13 protein-coding genes are annotated in these 16,827 nt (G+C 32.9%); 4 read left to right on the forward strand and 9 right to left on the reverse strand.

Annotated elements, in window-relative coordinates:
* Window positions 1–28 precede the first annotated feature (28 nt).
* From OIU83_RS04765 to ychF, 7 genes are all read right to left on the reverse strand, one after another.
* Entirely contained in the window at window positions 29–1,096 is a 1,068-nt protein-coding gene (locus tag OIU83_RS04765; RefSeq protein WP_264205124.1) for a PDDEXK nuclease domain-containing protein, read from the reverse strand.
* Between the two features lie 20 nt (window positions 1,097–1,116).
* Window positions 1,117–2,988: a DNA topoisomerase IV subunit B gene (locus OIU83_RS04770; protein ID WP_264205125.1), complete on the reverse strand. Its 1,872-nt coding sequence runs from the start codon at window positions 2,986–2,988 to the stop codon at window positions 1,117–1,119.
* Between the two features lie 159 nt (window positions 2,989–3,147).
* The gene (gene pncB / locus OIU83_RS04775; RefSeq protein ID WP_264205126.1) at window positions 3,148–4,326 is read right to left on the reverse strand and encodes a nicotinate phosphoribosyltransferase; all 1,179 of its coding nucleotides are present in this window, start codon (window positions 4,324–4,326) and stop codon (window positions 3,148–3,150) included.
* 96 nt (window positions 4,327–4,422) lie between these two features.
* Window positions 4,423–5,349, reverse strand: coding sequence for a transglutaminase domain-containing protein (locus OIU83_RS04780; RefSeq protein WP_264205127.1), 927 nt, complete (start codon window positions 5,347–5,349; stop codon window positions 4,423–4,425).
* Between the two features lie 54 nt (window positions 5,350–5,403).
* Window positions 5,404–5,928 (reverse strand): NADPH-dependent FMN reductase, encoded by a 525-nt coding sequence (locus tag OIU83_RS04785; protein WP_264205128.1) that lies wholly within the window; start codon window positions 5,926–5,928, stop codon window positions 5,404–5,406.
* Window positions 5,929–5,938: 10 nt separating this feature from the next.
* Entirely contained in the window at window positions 5,939–6,859 is a 921-nt protein-coding gene (locus OIU83_RS04790; protein ID WP_264205129.1) for a YihY/virulence factor BrkB family protein, read from the reverse strand.
* A gap of 697 nt (window positions 6,860–7,556) precedes the next feature.
* Window positions 7,557–8,651 carry a redox-regulated ATPase YchF gene (gene ychF, locus OIU83_RS04795; RefSeq protein WP_264205130.1) on the reverse strand — a complete coding sequence of 365 codons (1,095 nt, stop codon included), beginning with the start codon at window positions 8,649–8,651 and terminating at the stop codon, window positions 7,557–7,559.
* A gap of 234 nt (window positions 8,652–8,885) precedes the next feature.
* Here ychF and OIU83_RS04800 point away from each other — a divergent pair, with 234 nt between their 5' ends.
* Window positions 8,886–11,561: a TonB-dependent receptor gene (locus tag OIU83_RS04800; protein WP_264205131.1), complete on the forward strand. Its 2,676-nt coding sequence runs from the start codon at window positions 8,886–8,888 to the stop codon at window positions 11,559–11,561.
* A 69-nt stretch (window positions 11,562–11,630) separates the two neighbouring features.
* On the opposite strand, the gene OIU83_RS04805 is transcribed toward OIU83_RS04800, so the two are convergent.
* Together OIU83_RS04805 and OIU83_RS04810 are read right to left on the reverse strand one after the other, a co-directional pair.
* Window positions 11,631–12,791: a hypothetical protein gene (locus OIU83_RS04805; RefSeq protein WP_264205132.1), complete on the reverse strand. Its 1,161-nt coding sequence runs from the start codon at window positions 12,789–12,791 to the stop codon at window positions 11,631–11,633.
* A gap of 147 nt (window positions 12,792–12,938) precedes the next feature.
* The gene (locus OIU83_RS04810; protein ID WP_264205133.1) at window positions 12,939–13,289 is read right to left on the reverse strand and encodes a 4Fe-4S dicluster domain-containing protein; all 351 of its coding nucleotides are present in this window, start codon (window positions 13,287–13,289) and stop codon (window positions 12,939–12,941) included.
* A 138-nt stretch (window positions 13,290–13,427) separates the two neighbouring features.
* Between OIU83_RS04810 and OIU83_RS04815 the strand changes: the two genes are divergently transcribed.
* The 3 genes from OIU83_RS04815 to OIU83_RS04825 all read left to right on the forward strand — a co-directional run bounded on the left by OIU83_RS04815 (window position 13,428) and on the right by OIU83_RS04825 (window position 16,811).
* On the forward strand, window positions 13,428–14,489 hold the full coding sequence (locus tag OIU83_RS04815; protein WP_264205134.1) for an acyl-CoA reductase: 1,062 nt from the start codon (window positions 13,428–13,430) through the stop codon (window positions 14,487–14,489).
* A gap of 96 nt (window positions 14,490–14,585) precedes the next feature.
* Window positions 14,586–15,656, forward strand: coding sequence for a 3-phosphoserine/phosphohydroxythreonine transaminase (gene serC, locus OIU83_RS04820; protein WP_264205135.1), 1,071 nt, complete (start codon window positions 14,586–14,588; stop codon window positions 15,654–15,656).
* 204 nt (window positions 15,657–15,860) lie between these two features.
* Window positions 15,861–16,811, forward strand: coding sequence for a D-2-hydroxyacid dehydrogenase (locus OIU83_RS04825; protein WP_264205136.1), 951 nt, complete (start codon window positions 15,861–15,863; stop codon window positions 16,809–16,811).
* Window positions 16,812–16,827 lie beyond the last annotated feature (16 nt).

Genomic DNA, 16,827 nt, shown 5'->3' on the forward strand with positions numbered 1-16,827 from the left:
AATTATATTCGAAATTATAAATTTAATGCTATTTGTTTTCGATGAGTTCTTTTAAAACTTCAACACTTGGTAACACTGTTTTACATTTACTGGCAAAAATTTGCTCATTATTCTCTGGTAAAGTATATCTTACTACTGCCTCACTTTTGTTTTGGCAAAGTATAATACCAATCGTTTTATTTTCATCTTCCAAACGCATTTCTCTATCATAATAGTTAACATACATTTGCATCTGACCTAAATCCTGATGTTTTAATTCTCCTATTTTAAGATCAATGAGTACAAAACATTTTAAAATTCTGTTATAAAAAACTAAATCAATTCCAAAGTGTTTATCATCAAATGTAATTCTTTTTTGTCTTGCGACGAAAGTAAAACCATGACCTAACTCTAGTAAAAAATGTTCTAGTTTATTAATAATTTCATCTTCAAGTTCACTTTCTGAGTATTGATGTAACTCAGGCAATCCTAAAAATTCGAGGATATATGGATCTTTAATAATGTCTTTAGGTTTCTCAATAATCTGCCCTTTTTCAGACAGTTTTAAAACACCTTCTTTATCGCAACTTAAAGATAATCTTGTATAAAGAGCCGAATCATACTGTCGTTTTAATTCTCGAACACTCCAATTATGTTCTTCTGATTCTATCTCATAAAATCGTCTTTCATTTTCATCATCAATACGCATTAAGAAAACATAATGAGTCCATGTTAATTTGGAAAACGAAATCACTGATTTCAAAATTAAGTCTTTAGATTCTCCAGTCAGTGATTGTTTTTTTTGATTTTCCAATTTCGTCATCAGTGATGACGAAATTGAATATATCTGATAAAACTTTCTCATCCTGTCAAGGCTTTCAACAGAAAAACCTTTTCCAAACTCCTTTGTCAATTGTTGAGAAAGCCCTTTTAATAATTGTTTTCCGTATTGTGCTCTTTCTTTTCCGTTTTGTTCTTCTTCAACAATCATTCTTCCTATTTCAAAATACGTAAATGTCATCGTTGAATTTACGGTACGTAAAACTTGTTGTCGGGCATTTTGCAATAACTCGACTACTTGTTGGAATATTATTTTATTTTGAAGATCGGTTGACAATATATTTTTATTTAAAATCTCTAAACTTCCTCCTCTATCGCATCTAGTTCAACCTTTAAGTTCTTGATAATAAACTCTTGTCTGTCTGGTGTGTTTTTCCCCATATAGAAAGATAGCAATTGTTCTATCGATGTGTTTTTATCCATCATAATAGGATCAAGTCGAATCGTTTCTCCAATGAAATTCTTGAACTCATCTGGCGAAATCTCTCCCAAACCTTTAAATCGCGTAATTTCAGGCTTTGGTTTTAATTTTTCGATAGCAGCTTTTCGTTCATCTTCAGAATAACAATAAATCGTTTCTTTCTTGTTTCGAACCCTAAAAAGTGGTGTTTGCAAGATATATAAATGCCCTTCTTTTATTAATTCTGGGAAAAATTGCAAGAAAAAAGTAATCAACAACAAGCGAATGTGCATACCATCGACATCGGCATCGGTTGCGATTACAATATTATTATATCGTAATTTTTCTAATCCGTCTTCAATATCTAAAGCTGCTTGTAGTAAATTGAACTCTTCGTTTTCATACACAATTTTTTTGGTCATTCCGTATGAATTCAAAGGCTTACCACGCAAACTAAAAACTGCTTGTGTATTTACGTCACGTGATTTGGTAATAGATCCCGAAGCCGAATCTCCCTCGGTAATAAAAAGTGTACTTTCTAAGTTTCTAGGATTCTTTGTATCTGGAAGATGCGCACGGCAATCTCTTAATTTTTTATTATGCAGATTGGCTTTTTTAGCACGATCTGTTGCCAGTTTTCGGATTCCCGATAATTCTTTACGTTCGCGTTCTGCTTGCAAAATTTTACGCAATAAGGCTTCTGCAGTTGTTGGATTTTTATGTAAATAATTATCTAATTTATTCTTTACAAAATCATTTACAAAAGTACGAACAGATACTGGTGGTGTTCCATCATCAGACCCCATATCCATAGAACCTAATTTGGTTTTGGTCTGAGATTCAAATACAGGTTCCATTACCTTGATACTAATCGCACTTACAATCGATTTACGAACATCTGATGCTTCAAAACTTTTGTTGTAAAACTCACGAATAGTTTTTACAATTGCTTCTCTATAAGCCGCCAAGTGCGTTCCTCCTTGTGTCGTATTTTGTCCGTTTACAAAAGAGTGATACTCTTCGCTATATTGTGTTTTACTGTGGGTTAAGGCAATCTCAATATCGGTATCTTTTAAATGGATAATTGGATATTCTAAATCCTCAGCACTAATTGTTTCTTCTAATAAATCTCTAAGACCATTTTCCGAAATATATTTTTCACCGTTGAATATAATCGTTAAACCATTGTTTAGGTAACAATAGTTTTTAACCATTTTAATTACATATTCCAATCGGAATTTATAATTTTTAAAAATAGCTTCATCTGGAATAAAAGTAACTTTTGTTCCTTTTCGTTTTGTAGTATCAACGATATCTTCTTCAAGAACCAAATTTCCTGCTGAAAATTCAGCAGCTTTTTGCTTTTCATCACGAACAGATTCTACACGAAAATAATTAGAAAGTGCATTTACAGCCTTGGTTCCTACTCCATTTAAACCTACTGATTTCTGGAAAGCTTTGGAGTCATATTTTCCTCCGGTATTCATTTTGGAAACTACATCGACAACTTTTCCAAGAGGAATTCCACGACCGTAATCACGAACCGAAACGGTTTTATCCCTGATAGTCACTTCAATAGTTTTCCCTGCACCCATAACAAACTCATCGATACAGTTATCTAAAACCTCTTTTAAAAGAATATAAATACCATCATCTGGTGAAGATCCATCTCCTAATTTTCCGATATACATTCCGGGACGCATACGAATATGTTCTTTCCAGTCGAGTGATCGAATATTATCTTCGTTATATTGATTTTGCTCTAGCATAAATGAATTTTGGATTTTTTGCTAATGTACTATATCTACGTAAAAAATGAAAGTCAATCTTTTGAAAGTTATCAATAAAAGCATCTTTTAAATGCAATTATTTAAATTAAAAACAGAAACTCATTAAAATTATAAAAAAACTGCTTTTTAGACAAAAAATTAAGACTTGATTCCTAAAACTTGCTTAGCCAAAGCAATCATTTCGGGAGTTCCCGTATTTTTATTTTTCTCGTCCGAAAGTTTTACTACACCTTCCCAATGAGTGAAATCGGGCTTTGTTTCGGTTAATTTTATAACCATATTCATAGCTGGCAAGCCTACATCATTGGTAAAGTTTGTACCAATCCCAAACGACATTTTAATCTTATCTTTACAAAAATCTACAATAACTTTTACCTTTTCTAAATTTAAAGAATCGGAGAAAACTATAATTTTCGATTTAGGATCAATTCCTAATTTTGTATAATGTGCGATTGTTTTTTTAGCAAATTCAATAGGATCTCCGCTATCATGACGAACTCCATCAAAAAGTTTGGAATATTTTTTATCAAATTGCTCAAAAAACACGTCTGTAGTGTAAGTATCTGTTAAAGCAATACCCAGATCACCTCCATAAACCAGAGTCCAGTTCTCAAGACCTACTGTATTAGCTACTTTAAACCCGTATTGGGCTGCATGAAACATAAACCACTCATGTGCATGGGTTCCCAAAGGTCGTTTACCGTTAAGCATTGCCAAATGAACATTACTTGTACCAAGAAAACTTTCCTGACCAAAAAGCGCTAATGTTTCATTGACCAAAGTGTGTACTTTGTATGAATGACGTCGCCTTGTACCAAATTCTAAAACCGAAGCTCCCAATGCGTTATAACTTTCTATCTTGTTTTGGGTAATATCCTGAATTGCTTTATCATCTATTCTTTCTAAATCCTGAGATGCATAAAAAAGCTCCGAAATTAAGGCCATTAAAGGAACTTCCCATAAAATAGTGCGATACCAAAACCCTTCGATGGTAATATCCAAATCCGAACCAACTTGTTCTATCTCGACCTCAGAAGGATCAAAAGTATATCCTTGCAAAAAATCCAAATAAGTTGGATCCAAGTAAGGACAATGTTTTTTTAAGTATATTTTTTCTTCTGGAGTTAATTGCAGCTTTGTCATTGCCTCTACCGAATGACGTAATAAAATAGCAAAGCCAGGAGGAAAAATGTGCTTTCCTCTGTTTATAAATTTATACCGAACTTTTGCCTTAGGAAATAACTTAATTACGGCATGTTGCATCGTAAATTTATAGAAATCATTATCTAAAATAGATTTCAAAGAAATTGTCACCATACTAAGTTATTTTATTGTTTTTAAAAACCTTGATTGCTAATATACGGCAATTCAACAAAAAAAGAAAGCTGTTTAAACAAACATCTTTAATTATCTCTATTTTGAAATTATTTTAAAAGAAGCAATGCTATTCTGATAGAGAAAAAAAGTAATAAACGATCCTATTTTTTTATCATAAGTAATCTGGAATTCCAAAGTTCCTCTAACTTCTTTTGGATTTTCCACTTTTGCTGGCTGACCCATTTTTAAATAAAAAAATGTATCAGATTTTGAAATATTTTTTATTTTGAAAGTTATTTTATCACCATCATTAGCTTTAATTATTCCTGAATCAGGTCTTAAAATTTCGAGATCTTCTTCAATTGCTTTATCAGAAATTAAAGGTCCATTTAAAAAGTCTTCTTGATTTAATTTACGTTCCAAATACATTCCTGAATCAGGAAAATGCTTGTCAAAAAAGTATTTTGGATCTGTATCGAAGTAAACTGAATTAAAATAATTCACCATCACTTTTTTATTACTATCATAATATCCTTGCCCCCAGGTTACGTCAACCAAAATCCATTTTCCGTCAACCTGAACAGTATTCCATGCATGATTAGACAATAATTTTTCCCGACCGATATCTGTCAATAATTGCTTAGAATCGCCTCGAATTACTTCAGATTTCAAATCTACCAAAGAAGCTAAACGTTGGTATAAAAGCGTAAAACCTTCACAAACTGCTTTTTGAGAATCAAATGCCTTTTGCCATGTTTTTTCCTTTATTAACTCTATTTGTTTTTGCTTTTCGGCTTCATTTCTATAGCTAAATTGTACTGGTTTCTGCGGATTTAAATAAGCTTTATAATCATATTTTATATTTAAAGCAATCCAACTATAAATAGCTCTTGCTCTATCATATTCTGAAGTAAAATCTCTTTGAATTCTCGTCGCTAAATCTTCTGTAGAACTAAAATGTTTTGGGTATTTCTGTACAATATTATCAATCGCATTGTATTTTTGTGAATACGTTGAATACAAAAAAATATAATTCAGGAAAAAAAATATAAAGGCAATCTTTTTTATTGTCATCGATTAAAAACTAGACTTAATAATGTCTTTTAATTCTTTATCTAACTCCGTATTTGATATTTTATTTTCCTCTACATCAAAATTAACATTAAAACTCGGCAATGAAAAACTTGCTTTAATTTCTCCTCCATAACGTGGAAAAGCATTTTTGGCAATTTCCAAAACAAAACCTCCTCCTCTGGCTCCCGGTGAAGTTGCCATAAGCAGCATAGGTTTATGCTGAAAAATTTCTTTCTGGATTCGGGAACACCAATCAAAAACATTCTTGAAAGCCGATGAGTAATTTCCATTATTTTCGGCTAACGAAATTACTAAAATATCGGCACTTGAAATTTTTTCCAAAAACGCTTTTGCTTTTGGATGCTGCCCTATTTCTTTTTCGACATCAACACTAAATAATGGCATTGCAAAATCATTTAGATCCAACACTTCAACCTCGGCATTATTAAATTGATTTGCAGCATACGTTGCTAATTTTTTATTGATAGAATGCTGACTATTACTTCCTGCAAAAGCTATAATTTTCATAATTTTAGTTTTAAAGATTTACTCTATTTCTAAGATTTCTTTTTTTTATTTCTACCGAATATTCATTTGGATAAATTTTACCTCCGTATGACTTCGCATATACCTTTGTAAATTCAGCTCCAAAATACAGAATAATTGCCGAATAATATACCCAAACCAGAATTATTATCACCGAACCTGCAGCACCATAAACCGATGCTGTTGCAGAACTTCCCAAATAAAATCCTATTGCAAATTTCCCTATCATAAAAAGTACCGCTGTACAAGATGCTCCAATAAAAGCGTCTTTCCATTTTATTATTCCATCGGGTAATGCTTTAAATATAATTGCAAAAAGCAAGGTGATACTAACCAAAACAATGAGCAGATTTATTATATTAAATAAATAAACGGTACTCTCTGGGAAATATAATTTTAAGCGTGTACTCATTAAATCCAGTATAGTACTCACAAAAAGACTCACAAGCATTAAAAACCCTACCGAAACAATCATAGAAAACGACATTAATCTATTCTGAATGAATTTCTTAAACCCTTTATTTGGCTTAGCCCGCAATCCCCAAATAAAATTAATAGAACTCTGGATTTCAGCAAAAACTCCTGATGCTCCAATTAATAACATTCCGCCTCCAAAAACAGTTGCAAAAACATTACTTCCCGAAAGCTGTACGTTTTTTATTGTCTCCTGAATTTGTATCGCGGCACTATCTCCCACCAATCCATTTATTTGCCCGTAAAGCTCTCCCGCTACAGCATCTTCACCAAAGAAAAACCCACAAATCGTAATAATTATAATTAACAAAGGTGGTAGTGCAAAAATGGTATAATAAGCCAATGCAGCACTTAACTTTATCGCATTATCATCGTTAAACTCTAAGACTGTCGTTTTTAACAAATACCACGATTTAGATACTATATTGTGCTTTTCCAAAATATACTGATTAATAGTTCTCTCAAATATAAGCAATTATAAAAAAAGAATATTCCTATATTTCCAGTAAATATTATACTTTAACCATACTTACCCCAGATTGCAGTGGAAAGCATTTTGAGAGGAAAACCATTTTTTTGTTACTGTAAAAAAGCGACCAGCGGAAGCTCTTTTTATAGTATTACAAAAAAGGTTTTACCGAAAAATCTTGAAACGAAAAGCTGGAAACAGGTACTAGGAAAATAAAATTTAAAACCATTAAGACATTAAGTTTTATTAAGTTTCAGCTCCTACAAATTACTAAACAGTAATAACACAGATAATAAAAAACAACAATATTGTCTTTCTGAAGAACGAAGACACAAGCAATAGCGAACTAGCGAAGCAATCTCCATAAGAAACTAACATAAAGCATTCTTAAATTGTTGAGCTACTCGTGGAGATTCTTCGTTCCTCAGAAAGACAAGTTTGCGATTGACCTAATGAAAAGAAATAGCATTGAATTTTTCTTTTTAAAACCAACTACAATTTATTCTTAATTTTTACTACTTCCCAGCTTTTCACACTTAATCTTAATGAAACTTAATTTCTTAATGGTAAAATAATTCCATTTAATTTTAAACATAAAAAAACTGCTGAATTTCTTCAGCAGTTTTAGTCTATTCTCTTTATTCTTTACTCTATTTTCTAAAAAAAACTATACGTTAAAACGGAAGTGCATTACATCTCCATCTTTTACTATATATTCTTTTCCTTCTACTTTGAATTTTCCAGCTTCTTTGGCTTTAGCCTCTGAACCGTAATGCACAAAATCTTCGTATGAAATTACTTCGGCACGGATGAATCCTTTTTCGAAATCGGTATGGATAACTCCTGCAGCTTGTGGTGCAGTAGCTCCGATATTAATTGTCCAGGCACGAACTTCTTTTACTCCTGCCGTGAAATAGGTTTGTTGTTTCAATAATTTATAAGCAGCACGAATTAAAACTGATGCTCCTGGCTCTTGCAAGCCCATATCTTCTAGAAAAACCTGACGCTCTTCGTAGCTTTCTAATTCGGTAATATCTGCCTCTGCCCCTACAGAAAGGATAATAACTTCGGCATCTTCGTCTTTTACTAACTCACGAACCTGATCTACGTATTTATTTCCATTTACTGCTGAATCCTCATCAACATTACAAACATATAATACTGGTTTTGCAGTAATTAGCTGAAAAGATTCCATTAAAATTTCTTCATCATTACCTTGAGGCGTGATCGTACGAGCCGATTTAGCTTGTAACAATGACTCTCTGATTCTGTCTAAAAGTGCTTTTTCAGTCTGCGCTTCTTTATTTCCAGTTTTAGCTGCACGATTTACTTTTTCCAAACGTTTTTCAACAGTTTCTAAATCTTTCAATTGCAGCTCAATGTCAATTGTTTCTTTGTCACGAATTGGGTTTACATTCCCATCTACGTGAACAATATTATCATTATCAAAACAACGTAAAACGTGAATAATCGCATTACACTCTCTGATGTTTCCTAAAAATTGATTCCCTAGTCCCTCACCTTTACTTGCTCCTTTTACCAAACCTGCAATATCTACGATATCCACAGTAGCCATTTGAACGCGTTCTGGTTTTACCAATTCTTCTAATTTTTCAATTCTTGGATCTGGTACGTTTACAACACCAATATTTGGCTCAATTGTACAAAAAGGAAAGTTAGCACTTTGCGCTTTTGCATTTGATAAACAATTAAATAATGTTGATTTTCCAACATTTGGCAATCCTACAATTCCTGCTTTCATATGTAGTTTCTATTTATTTTTATTTTCAGCTATTCAATTCTGCTGAAATTTATGTTCTCGCTTTTAAAAGTTTGCAAATATAAGATTTAATACTTCGTTGCCGAACAAAAACTGTGTATTAATACACTTTTAAGTAACGTCTTAAAAAAAAATAAACATTTTATTAATTTTTTGTTAAAAAACATTACTTTTATCTGAACATCTAACCAAACACAAAACCAAACACAATTAATTATGAAAAAAATCACAGTATTAGTATTTATACTAAATGTCACGTTTCTTTTTGCCCAAAAACAAATCAGCGGTGTCGTGAAAGATCACAATGGAGCAGCGCTTCCCGGGGTAAATATTATAGAAAAAGGAACTACAAATGGGGTATCTACCGATATTCAAGGAGGTTATATTATTAAAGTTAAAGATGGCGCCGTCTTAGTTTTTAGTTATGTAGGGTACTCAAATACCGAAAAAAATGCTATAAATGGCACCATGAATGTTACAATGGACGAAGATGGAGGACAGATACTTAAAGATGTTGTAATTGTTGGCTCCAGAAATAGCAAAAGAACGGTTGTAAATTCGGCAGTACCAATTGATATTATTAACATTAAAGATGTTACTACACAAAGTGGAAAACTGGAAATCAATCAATTACTACAATATATTGCTCCTTCCTTTAATGCCAATAAACAATCTGGATCTGACGGAGCCGATCACGTTGACCCTGCTTCTTTAAGAGGTTTAGGTCCGGATCAAACACTGGTTTTAATAAACGGAAAAAGAAGGCATCAATCTTCTCTTGTTAACTTATTTGGAACTCGCGGACGTGGAAATACAGGTACGGATTTGAATGCAATTCCAGCTTCGGCGATAAAAAGAATTGAGATATTAAGAGATGGTGCAGCGGCTCAATATGGATCTGATGCCATTGCCGGAGTAATTAATATTGTACTAAACGATAATATAAATGAATTAAACGGAGCCATTACTTATGGTGTTTACAATACTAAAGCGCAAGGCGATTTCCTTCCCGGAACTCCAAACACTAAGGATTATCGACTAGACCAAAACGGAAATGGAAATTCATACGGAAAAAACCAAGCATTTGATGGTGGTTCGGTAAAAGTAGGCGCTAATTATGGTGTTGCTGTTGGTGAGAAAGGTGGTTTTGCCAATTTCACTACAGAATACATCAGCAAGAATAAAACCCTACGTCCTGCATACGATTTCCGAAAAGGATTTGGAGATGCTGAAATTCAAAGTTTTAATTTTTTTGCAAACATGGCGGTTCCTATCTCTGATAAAACGGAGTTCTACGCCTTTGGAGGAAGAAATTACAGAGATACCGATGCTTATGCATTTACACGTAATGATGGTCCAAGAGTTGTAGAATCTATTTATCCAGGCGGATATACTCCAAGAATTACTTCAACCATCATTGACAATTCATTATCAGCAGGATTTAGAACTGAGACTGCAAGCGGCTGGAAAATTGATATTAGTAATACATATGGAAAAAACCTTTTTCACTACTACATAAAAGGAACCATAAACGCATCTCTTGAAGCTGCTTCTCCAACAGAGTTTGATGCAGGCGGACATACCTTAACTCAAAACACTACTAATTTTGATTTTTCTAAAAATTATGATTCAGTTCTTAGCGGATTAAATTTAGCTTTTGGAGCTGAATATCGCACTGAAAATTTTACCATTTTTGCTGGAGATGAAGGTTCTTATGCAACTTACGATACAAACGGAATTCCGATAAGAGATCCAGCAAATCAAAATGCTCCAACTATTCCAAATCCAGATTACGACCCAACCTTACCAATTTCTAAAGACAATCCGGTTACCCTTACCAGACCAGGAGGTTCTCAGGGTTTTCCTGGATACAGCCCTCTTAATACGGTTGATAGAGGTCGTACTAACGTATCTTTATATACAGATGCGGAACTGGATGTTACCGATGCCTTCTTAGTAAGTGGAGCCGTTCGTTTTGAAAACTACAGTGACTTTGGCAGTACTCTTAACGGAAAATTGGCCATGCGACTAAAAGCTACTAAAAATATTAATTTTAGAGGATCTATAAGTACCGGATTCCGCGCACCTTCATTGGCACAAATCTATTATAATTTACATTTTACAAACTTTAATGCAGGTGGCGCAACCGAAGTATTGCTTGCCCCAAACAACAGTCCTATTACTCGTGCTTTTGGCATCCAGAAACTAAATGAAGAAAAAGCGATAAATGCCTCTTTAGGATTCACCGCAAATTTTGGAGATTTTACAGCTACTGTTGACGGGTATTTTATAAAAGTAAAAAACCGTATTGTACTTACAGGTTATTTTGATGCCACGGCTTTAAATATTGGCGTTGCCGAAGCTCAATTTTTCGTAAACGGTGTTGATACCAAAACCACAGGATTGGATATAGTTCTTGCATGGAAGAAAAAATTTGGAGAATCACAATTTAGTGCAACTCTGGTAGGTAATATCAATGATATGAAAATTGACAACATAAAAAACGGTAATTTACCCGAAGAAACTTTTTTTGGAAGACGCGAAAGAGCATTTTTATTAGCTTCGGCACCTAAAAATAAATTTGGTTTAAACTTAAATTATGCCAGACATAAATTTGATGCTGGTTTAGCATTTACACATTTCAGTAAAGTCGTTTTAGTAGATTACGGAGATGAAGATGACGTATATTATGCAAGAGTCGTAACCGACTTAACTCTTGGATACCAACTTACAAAACAACTAAAATTAAGCGTTGGTAGTAATAACTTATTCAACAGATATCCAACTAAACAAGATGAGCAAGGAAACACCGAAGCTGGTGGATATTGGGATGCTGTACAAATGGGTTTCAGCGGAGCATATTACTACGCCAGACTTGGATTTACATTTTAACCTAAAACATATTACAACAAAAATCCTGAGCTTACACTCAGGATTTTTTTTTATGAAATACCTAAACTATTACTTAAATTCCAAAGAGTTTATTATTGCTTTTTCTTTGTCGGTTGCAGCAAACCCGGAAACATTCCAGTAATTGGTTAGAATTTTATTCTTTTTATTAAAGAGTGTCTTTTCTTTAAAAACATCGCTTTCATTATAAGTAAATTTTTGTTTATTGAAATTGGTCGTTATAAAACTATTTCGGACTTGAATCTTTTTGACCTTATCTTTCAACACAAGATCAAAAGCTATTTCTTCATTCGAACTCAATAAATAATAATCCGACCCATCCATCCTGTACTGTACCGTTACAAATGACCTTGTAATATTCTTAGAACCTGCAGTCGGCTTTTCATCTATTTTATTAGAATTTCCAGGAGTAAAAACACAGGTAAATTCGATAATTACCTTTTTTTCATGATCATAAATAACTTCAAAACGTTCTACCTCTTTCTTGGATTTATTCAGCGGAGTTATATTCATTACATAATAGTTTTTATTATTAGGATATCCTTTTATAATAAAATCATATTCTTTTTTCGATTTTGAATCTAAAACAGGCTTAAAATAATTTAAATTAGAATAATTCTCCATGATATCATTCAGATTATATCCTCTTAAATAAGTACTTACATCTGTTTCTAATAAACCATAAGATCTATTTTGTTCTACTAACAATGTTGTTGTTGCTTTTTTATTATTTCCTGAAAACTGAAAATGCACAAGTCCATCATTATAATAAGAATATTTATCATCAAGCATAAAATACTCTCTTACATACACTTTCAATCGATAAGGCGTTGTTAGTTTTTCTACCGAATTAGAAACAATTTTTTTAAGTACTTTCTGCGGAGACTCATTAGAGACAACAATCTCCGCCAATTTATTATCCTTATCTTTTAAATAAACTACAAATTGATCCTCTTTTAAAGCTGCCCAGCGAAGCGTTAAGTTCTCATGATTCTCCTCTGAAACCTGAATATTAGATGCTCCAGTTAACATAAAAGTTACCTTACCCTCTTCATTACTCAATAAAACTTGCTTGGTTTTCATTACAACTACCATTGCTCCTTCTATTGGTAACTGTGTTTCTATATCTTTTACGATTATAGAATATTCGGTGCTTTGAGCAAAAACATTTCCATTAAAAAATACAATAAATAAAAGCATAATTCTCTTCATAGGCATTCAATAAAATCAAATTAACACCTATAAAACTACAAATAAAACATTACAAACCAATACAGTACGAAAAAACTTTAGTTGTAAAAAAAAATCCTGAGCGTTAAACTCAGGATTTTTTTGTTTAATCTAAAAAGATTTTTATATTTATTCGTTATGTAAAAACGCTTGTCTATTTAACAATGTTTCTTCATCTTCTACATGATTATCATCTGGCACACAACAATCCACAGGACATACAGCAGCACATTGTGGCTCATCATGAAAACCTTTACACTCAGTACATTTCCCTGGAACAATGTAGTAAACCTCGTCAGAAATAGGAGTTTGAGCATCTTCAGCATCAACTTCTGTTCCGTCTGGTAAAATTACTTTTCCTGTTAATTTCGTTCCATCTTTGTATCTCCAATCATCAGCACCTTCATAGATTGCTGTGTTTGGGCATTCTGGTTCACAAGCCCCACAATTGATACATTCGTCGGTTATAATTATTGCCATTTTATTTTTGGTTACGAGTTAAAAGTTACAAGTTCAGAAATAATAGTATCGAAGATTTTATTCTGCTTTGTCTTATAACTTAATATAGCTTATTTTTGTGCAAAATTACAATCAAAACTATTCATATACAAATTACTTATGTTACAAAACGAAAAAAAACAATCTTTCATAGAACTCGGCAAGTTTTTGAGTCAATTTTCGGAAAATGATTGTAAAAAAAACAATAATGTTTTAAGTAATGACTTGTTTTTTGACGATTTCATAAAACTAATTCACTTGTCTCAATCACATAATGGTTGGTACACTCCAGAACAAGTTTTTTTTGCTATCCAGTCTTGGGCCAAAGCCTTAACTGAGGAAAACATAAACAAATGGCTTTTGGCTTATTCATTTGACTCTGCTCATAAAAATAAAAATGTAGCCCTAATATTAGCCGGAAATATTCCGCTTGTTGGGTTTCATGACTTTTTATGTGTTTTAATTACAGGTCACAATGTTTTGGTAAAAACATCATCCAACGATCAACATTTACTTCCTTTTTTAGCCAAATATCTTATTGCTATCAATCCTGATTTTGCTAATAATATTACTTTCGTAGAAGGTAAACTCGAAAATTTTGATGCTGTAATCGCTACAGGAAGCAACAATACAGCACGTTACTTTGAATATTATTTTAAAGACAAACCTTCTATTATTCGAAAAAGCAGAAACTCTGTTGCTGTTTTAAACGGAAAAGAAACCAAAGAACAACTTGTAGCTTTGGGCGAAGATATATTTAGATATTTTGGTTTAGGGTGCCGAAATGTATCTAAACTTTTTGTTCCTGAAGGATATAAATTTGATGCGTTTTTTGAAGCTATTTTCGAATATCAGGATGTTATTCATTATGAGAAATATGCCAACAATTATGATTACAATAAAGCAGTTTTCCTGATGAGTAATTTTAAATTATTGGACAATGGTTTCCTTACTCTAAAGGAAGATATAAGCCACGCCTCTCCTATTTCGAGTGTTTTTTATGAAACTTATGAAAACATAGAAGATTTAAAACAACGATTACAAGCAGAAAGTGAGCAAATACAATGTATTGTGAGCGATAACCTCCTAGAAAACAGTATCCCTTTTGGAAAAACACAGTCTCCAGAGTTGTGGGATTATGCAGACAATGTGGATACTATATCGTTTTTGTTAATAACATAAGTTAAAATCTTATAATTATTGCGAATAATTTAACGATTTTTCGGGTCCTATTCCCGAAATTTGCGTTTTTAAAAAATATTGGAATTTAACTACACCATGAAAAAACACAACTACAGCGCAGGACCAAGTATCTTACCTCAAGAAGTTTTTGAGAAAGCATCAAAAGCTATTTTAAATTTTAATGATTCAGGACTATCTATTCTGGAAATTTCGCACCGAAGTAAAGATTTCGTTGCTGTTATGGAAGAAGCTCGTTCACTTGCTTTAGAGTTATTGGGACTTCAAGGAAAAGGATATCAAGCCTTATTTTTACAAGGTGGTGCAAGTACTGCATTCTTAATGGCTCCTTATAACTTGATGAAAGAAAACGGAAAAGCAGCTTATTTAGATTCAGGAACTTGGGCAACTGCAGCTATAAAAGAAGCAAAGCTTTTTGGAGAAACTGTTACTGTAGCTTCTTCAAAAGAACAAAATTATAACCATATTCCAAAAGGATACGAAATACCAAGTGATGCTGATTATTTTCACTGTACTAGTAACAATACTATTTTTGGAACTCAAATGAAAGAATTCCCAGCAACCAATATTCCAGTGGTTTGCGATATGAGTTCTGATATTTTTTCTCGCGATTTAGATTTCTCTAAATTTGATTTAATTTATGCTGGAGCCCAAAAAAATATGGGTCCTGCAGGAACTACTTTGGTAGTAATCAAAGAAGATATCTTAGAGAAAAACGGAAGAACAATTCCTAGTATGTTAGATTATGCTAAACATATTAAAGCGGAAAGTATGTATAATACTCCACCTGTTTTTGCTGTTTATGTTTCATTATTAACATTACAATGGATTAAAAGCAAAGGTGGCGTTGCAGCTGTTGAGAAATTAAATGACGCTAAGGCAGCTTTGCTTTATACAGAAATTGATAGAAACCCTTTATTTAAAGGTGCAGCAGTTCTTGAAGATCGTTCGAACATGAATGTAACTTTCTTATTAAACAATCCGGATCACGCAGCAACATTTGATGCTATGTGGAAAGAAGCTAACATCTCTGGTTTACCAGGTCACCGTTCTGTGGGTGGTTACAGAGCCTCTATATACAATGCAATGCCTATAGAAAGCGTTCAGGTATTGGTAGATGTAATGAAAGCTTTGGAGAGCAAAGTTTAGTTTTTAGTAGCAGTTTTCAGTTTGCCAAAAACAGGAATTGAATATCAAGATCCTAGCCCCGATAGAAGTGGAAATCCTTTTTTGTTTTTTCTTTAAAAACAAAAAAGATTAAAACGGATAGCGGGATTAGCTCCTAAACAAAAAAAGAAAAAATTAATATTGAGGATGAGATTGCTTCGTTCCTCGCAAAGACATAAACACAAAATGAAAGTATTAGCCAATGACGGAATTTCTAAAAGTGGAATTCTAGCTTTAGAAAAAGGGGGATTTGAAGTTATAACTACAAAAGTAGCACAGGAACAAGTTGCTAATTTTGTAAACGAAAATAATGTAGATGTAGTTTTGGTGCGTAGTGCAACCAAAATACGCAAAGATATTATCGATGCTTGCCCAGGATTAAAAATTATTGGTCGTGGTGGTGTTGGTATGGACAATATCGATGTTGAATATGCAAAAAGCAAAGGAATTCATGTAATTAATACACCAGCTTCGTCATCTGAATCTGTGGCTGAATTAGTTTTTGGACACTTATTTAATGGAGTTCGTTTTTTACACGATTCTAACAGAAATATGCCTCTTGAAGGTGATACAAACTTTGACGGTTTGAAAAAAGCTTACGCAAATGGTACTGAGTTAAGAGGAAAAACTCTTGGTATTGTTGGTATTGGTCGTATTGGTCAAGCTACTGCAAAAATGGCTTTAGGTTTAGGTATGAAAGTTATCGCTGCAGATAGTTTTATCCCTAAAGTAGACATTAAAGTAGAATTCTTTGACGGACAATCGATAACTACAACTATCGTTTCTCAATCATTAGAATCTTTATTTAAAGAAGCAGATTTCATTACTTTACACGTTCCTGCTCAAGATGGTTACATCATCGGGGAGAAAGAATTGGAAATAATGAAAGATGGTGTAGGTATCGTAAACTGCGCTCGTGGTGGTGTTATCGATGAAGTTGCTCTTGTAAAAGCATTGGATAGCGGAAAAGTATCATTTGCAGGTTTAGACGTTTTTGAAAGCGAACCAAAACCAGAAATGGCTATTTTAATGCACACTAAAATTTCATTAACTCCACATATTGGTGCTGCAACTGGAGAAGCTCAAGATAGAATTGGTACAGAATTAGCACAACAAATCATTACATTATTGAGCTAACTAATTATAATTAAAT

The sequence above is a fragment of the Flavobacterium shii genome, from assembly GCF_025847235.1.
GTDB classification, from domain to species: Bacteria; Bacteroidota; Bacteroidia; order Flavobacteriales; family Flavobacteriaceae; genus Flavobacterium; species Flavobacterium shii.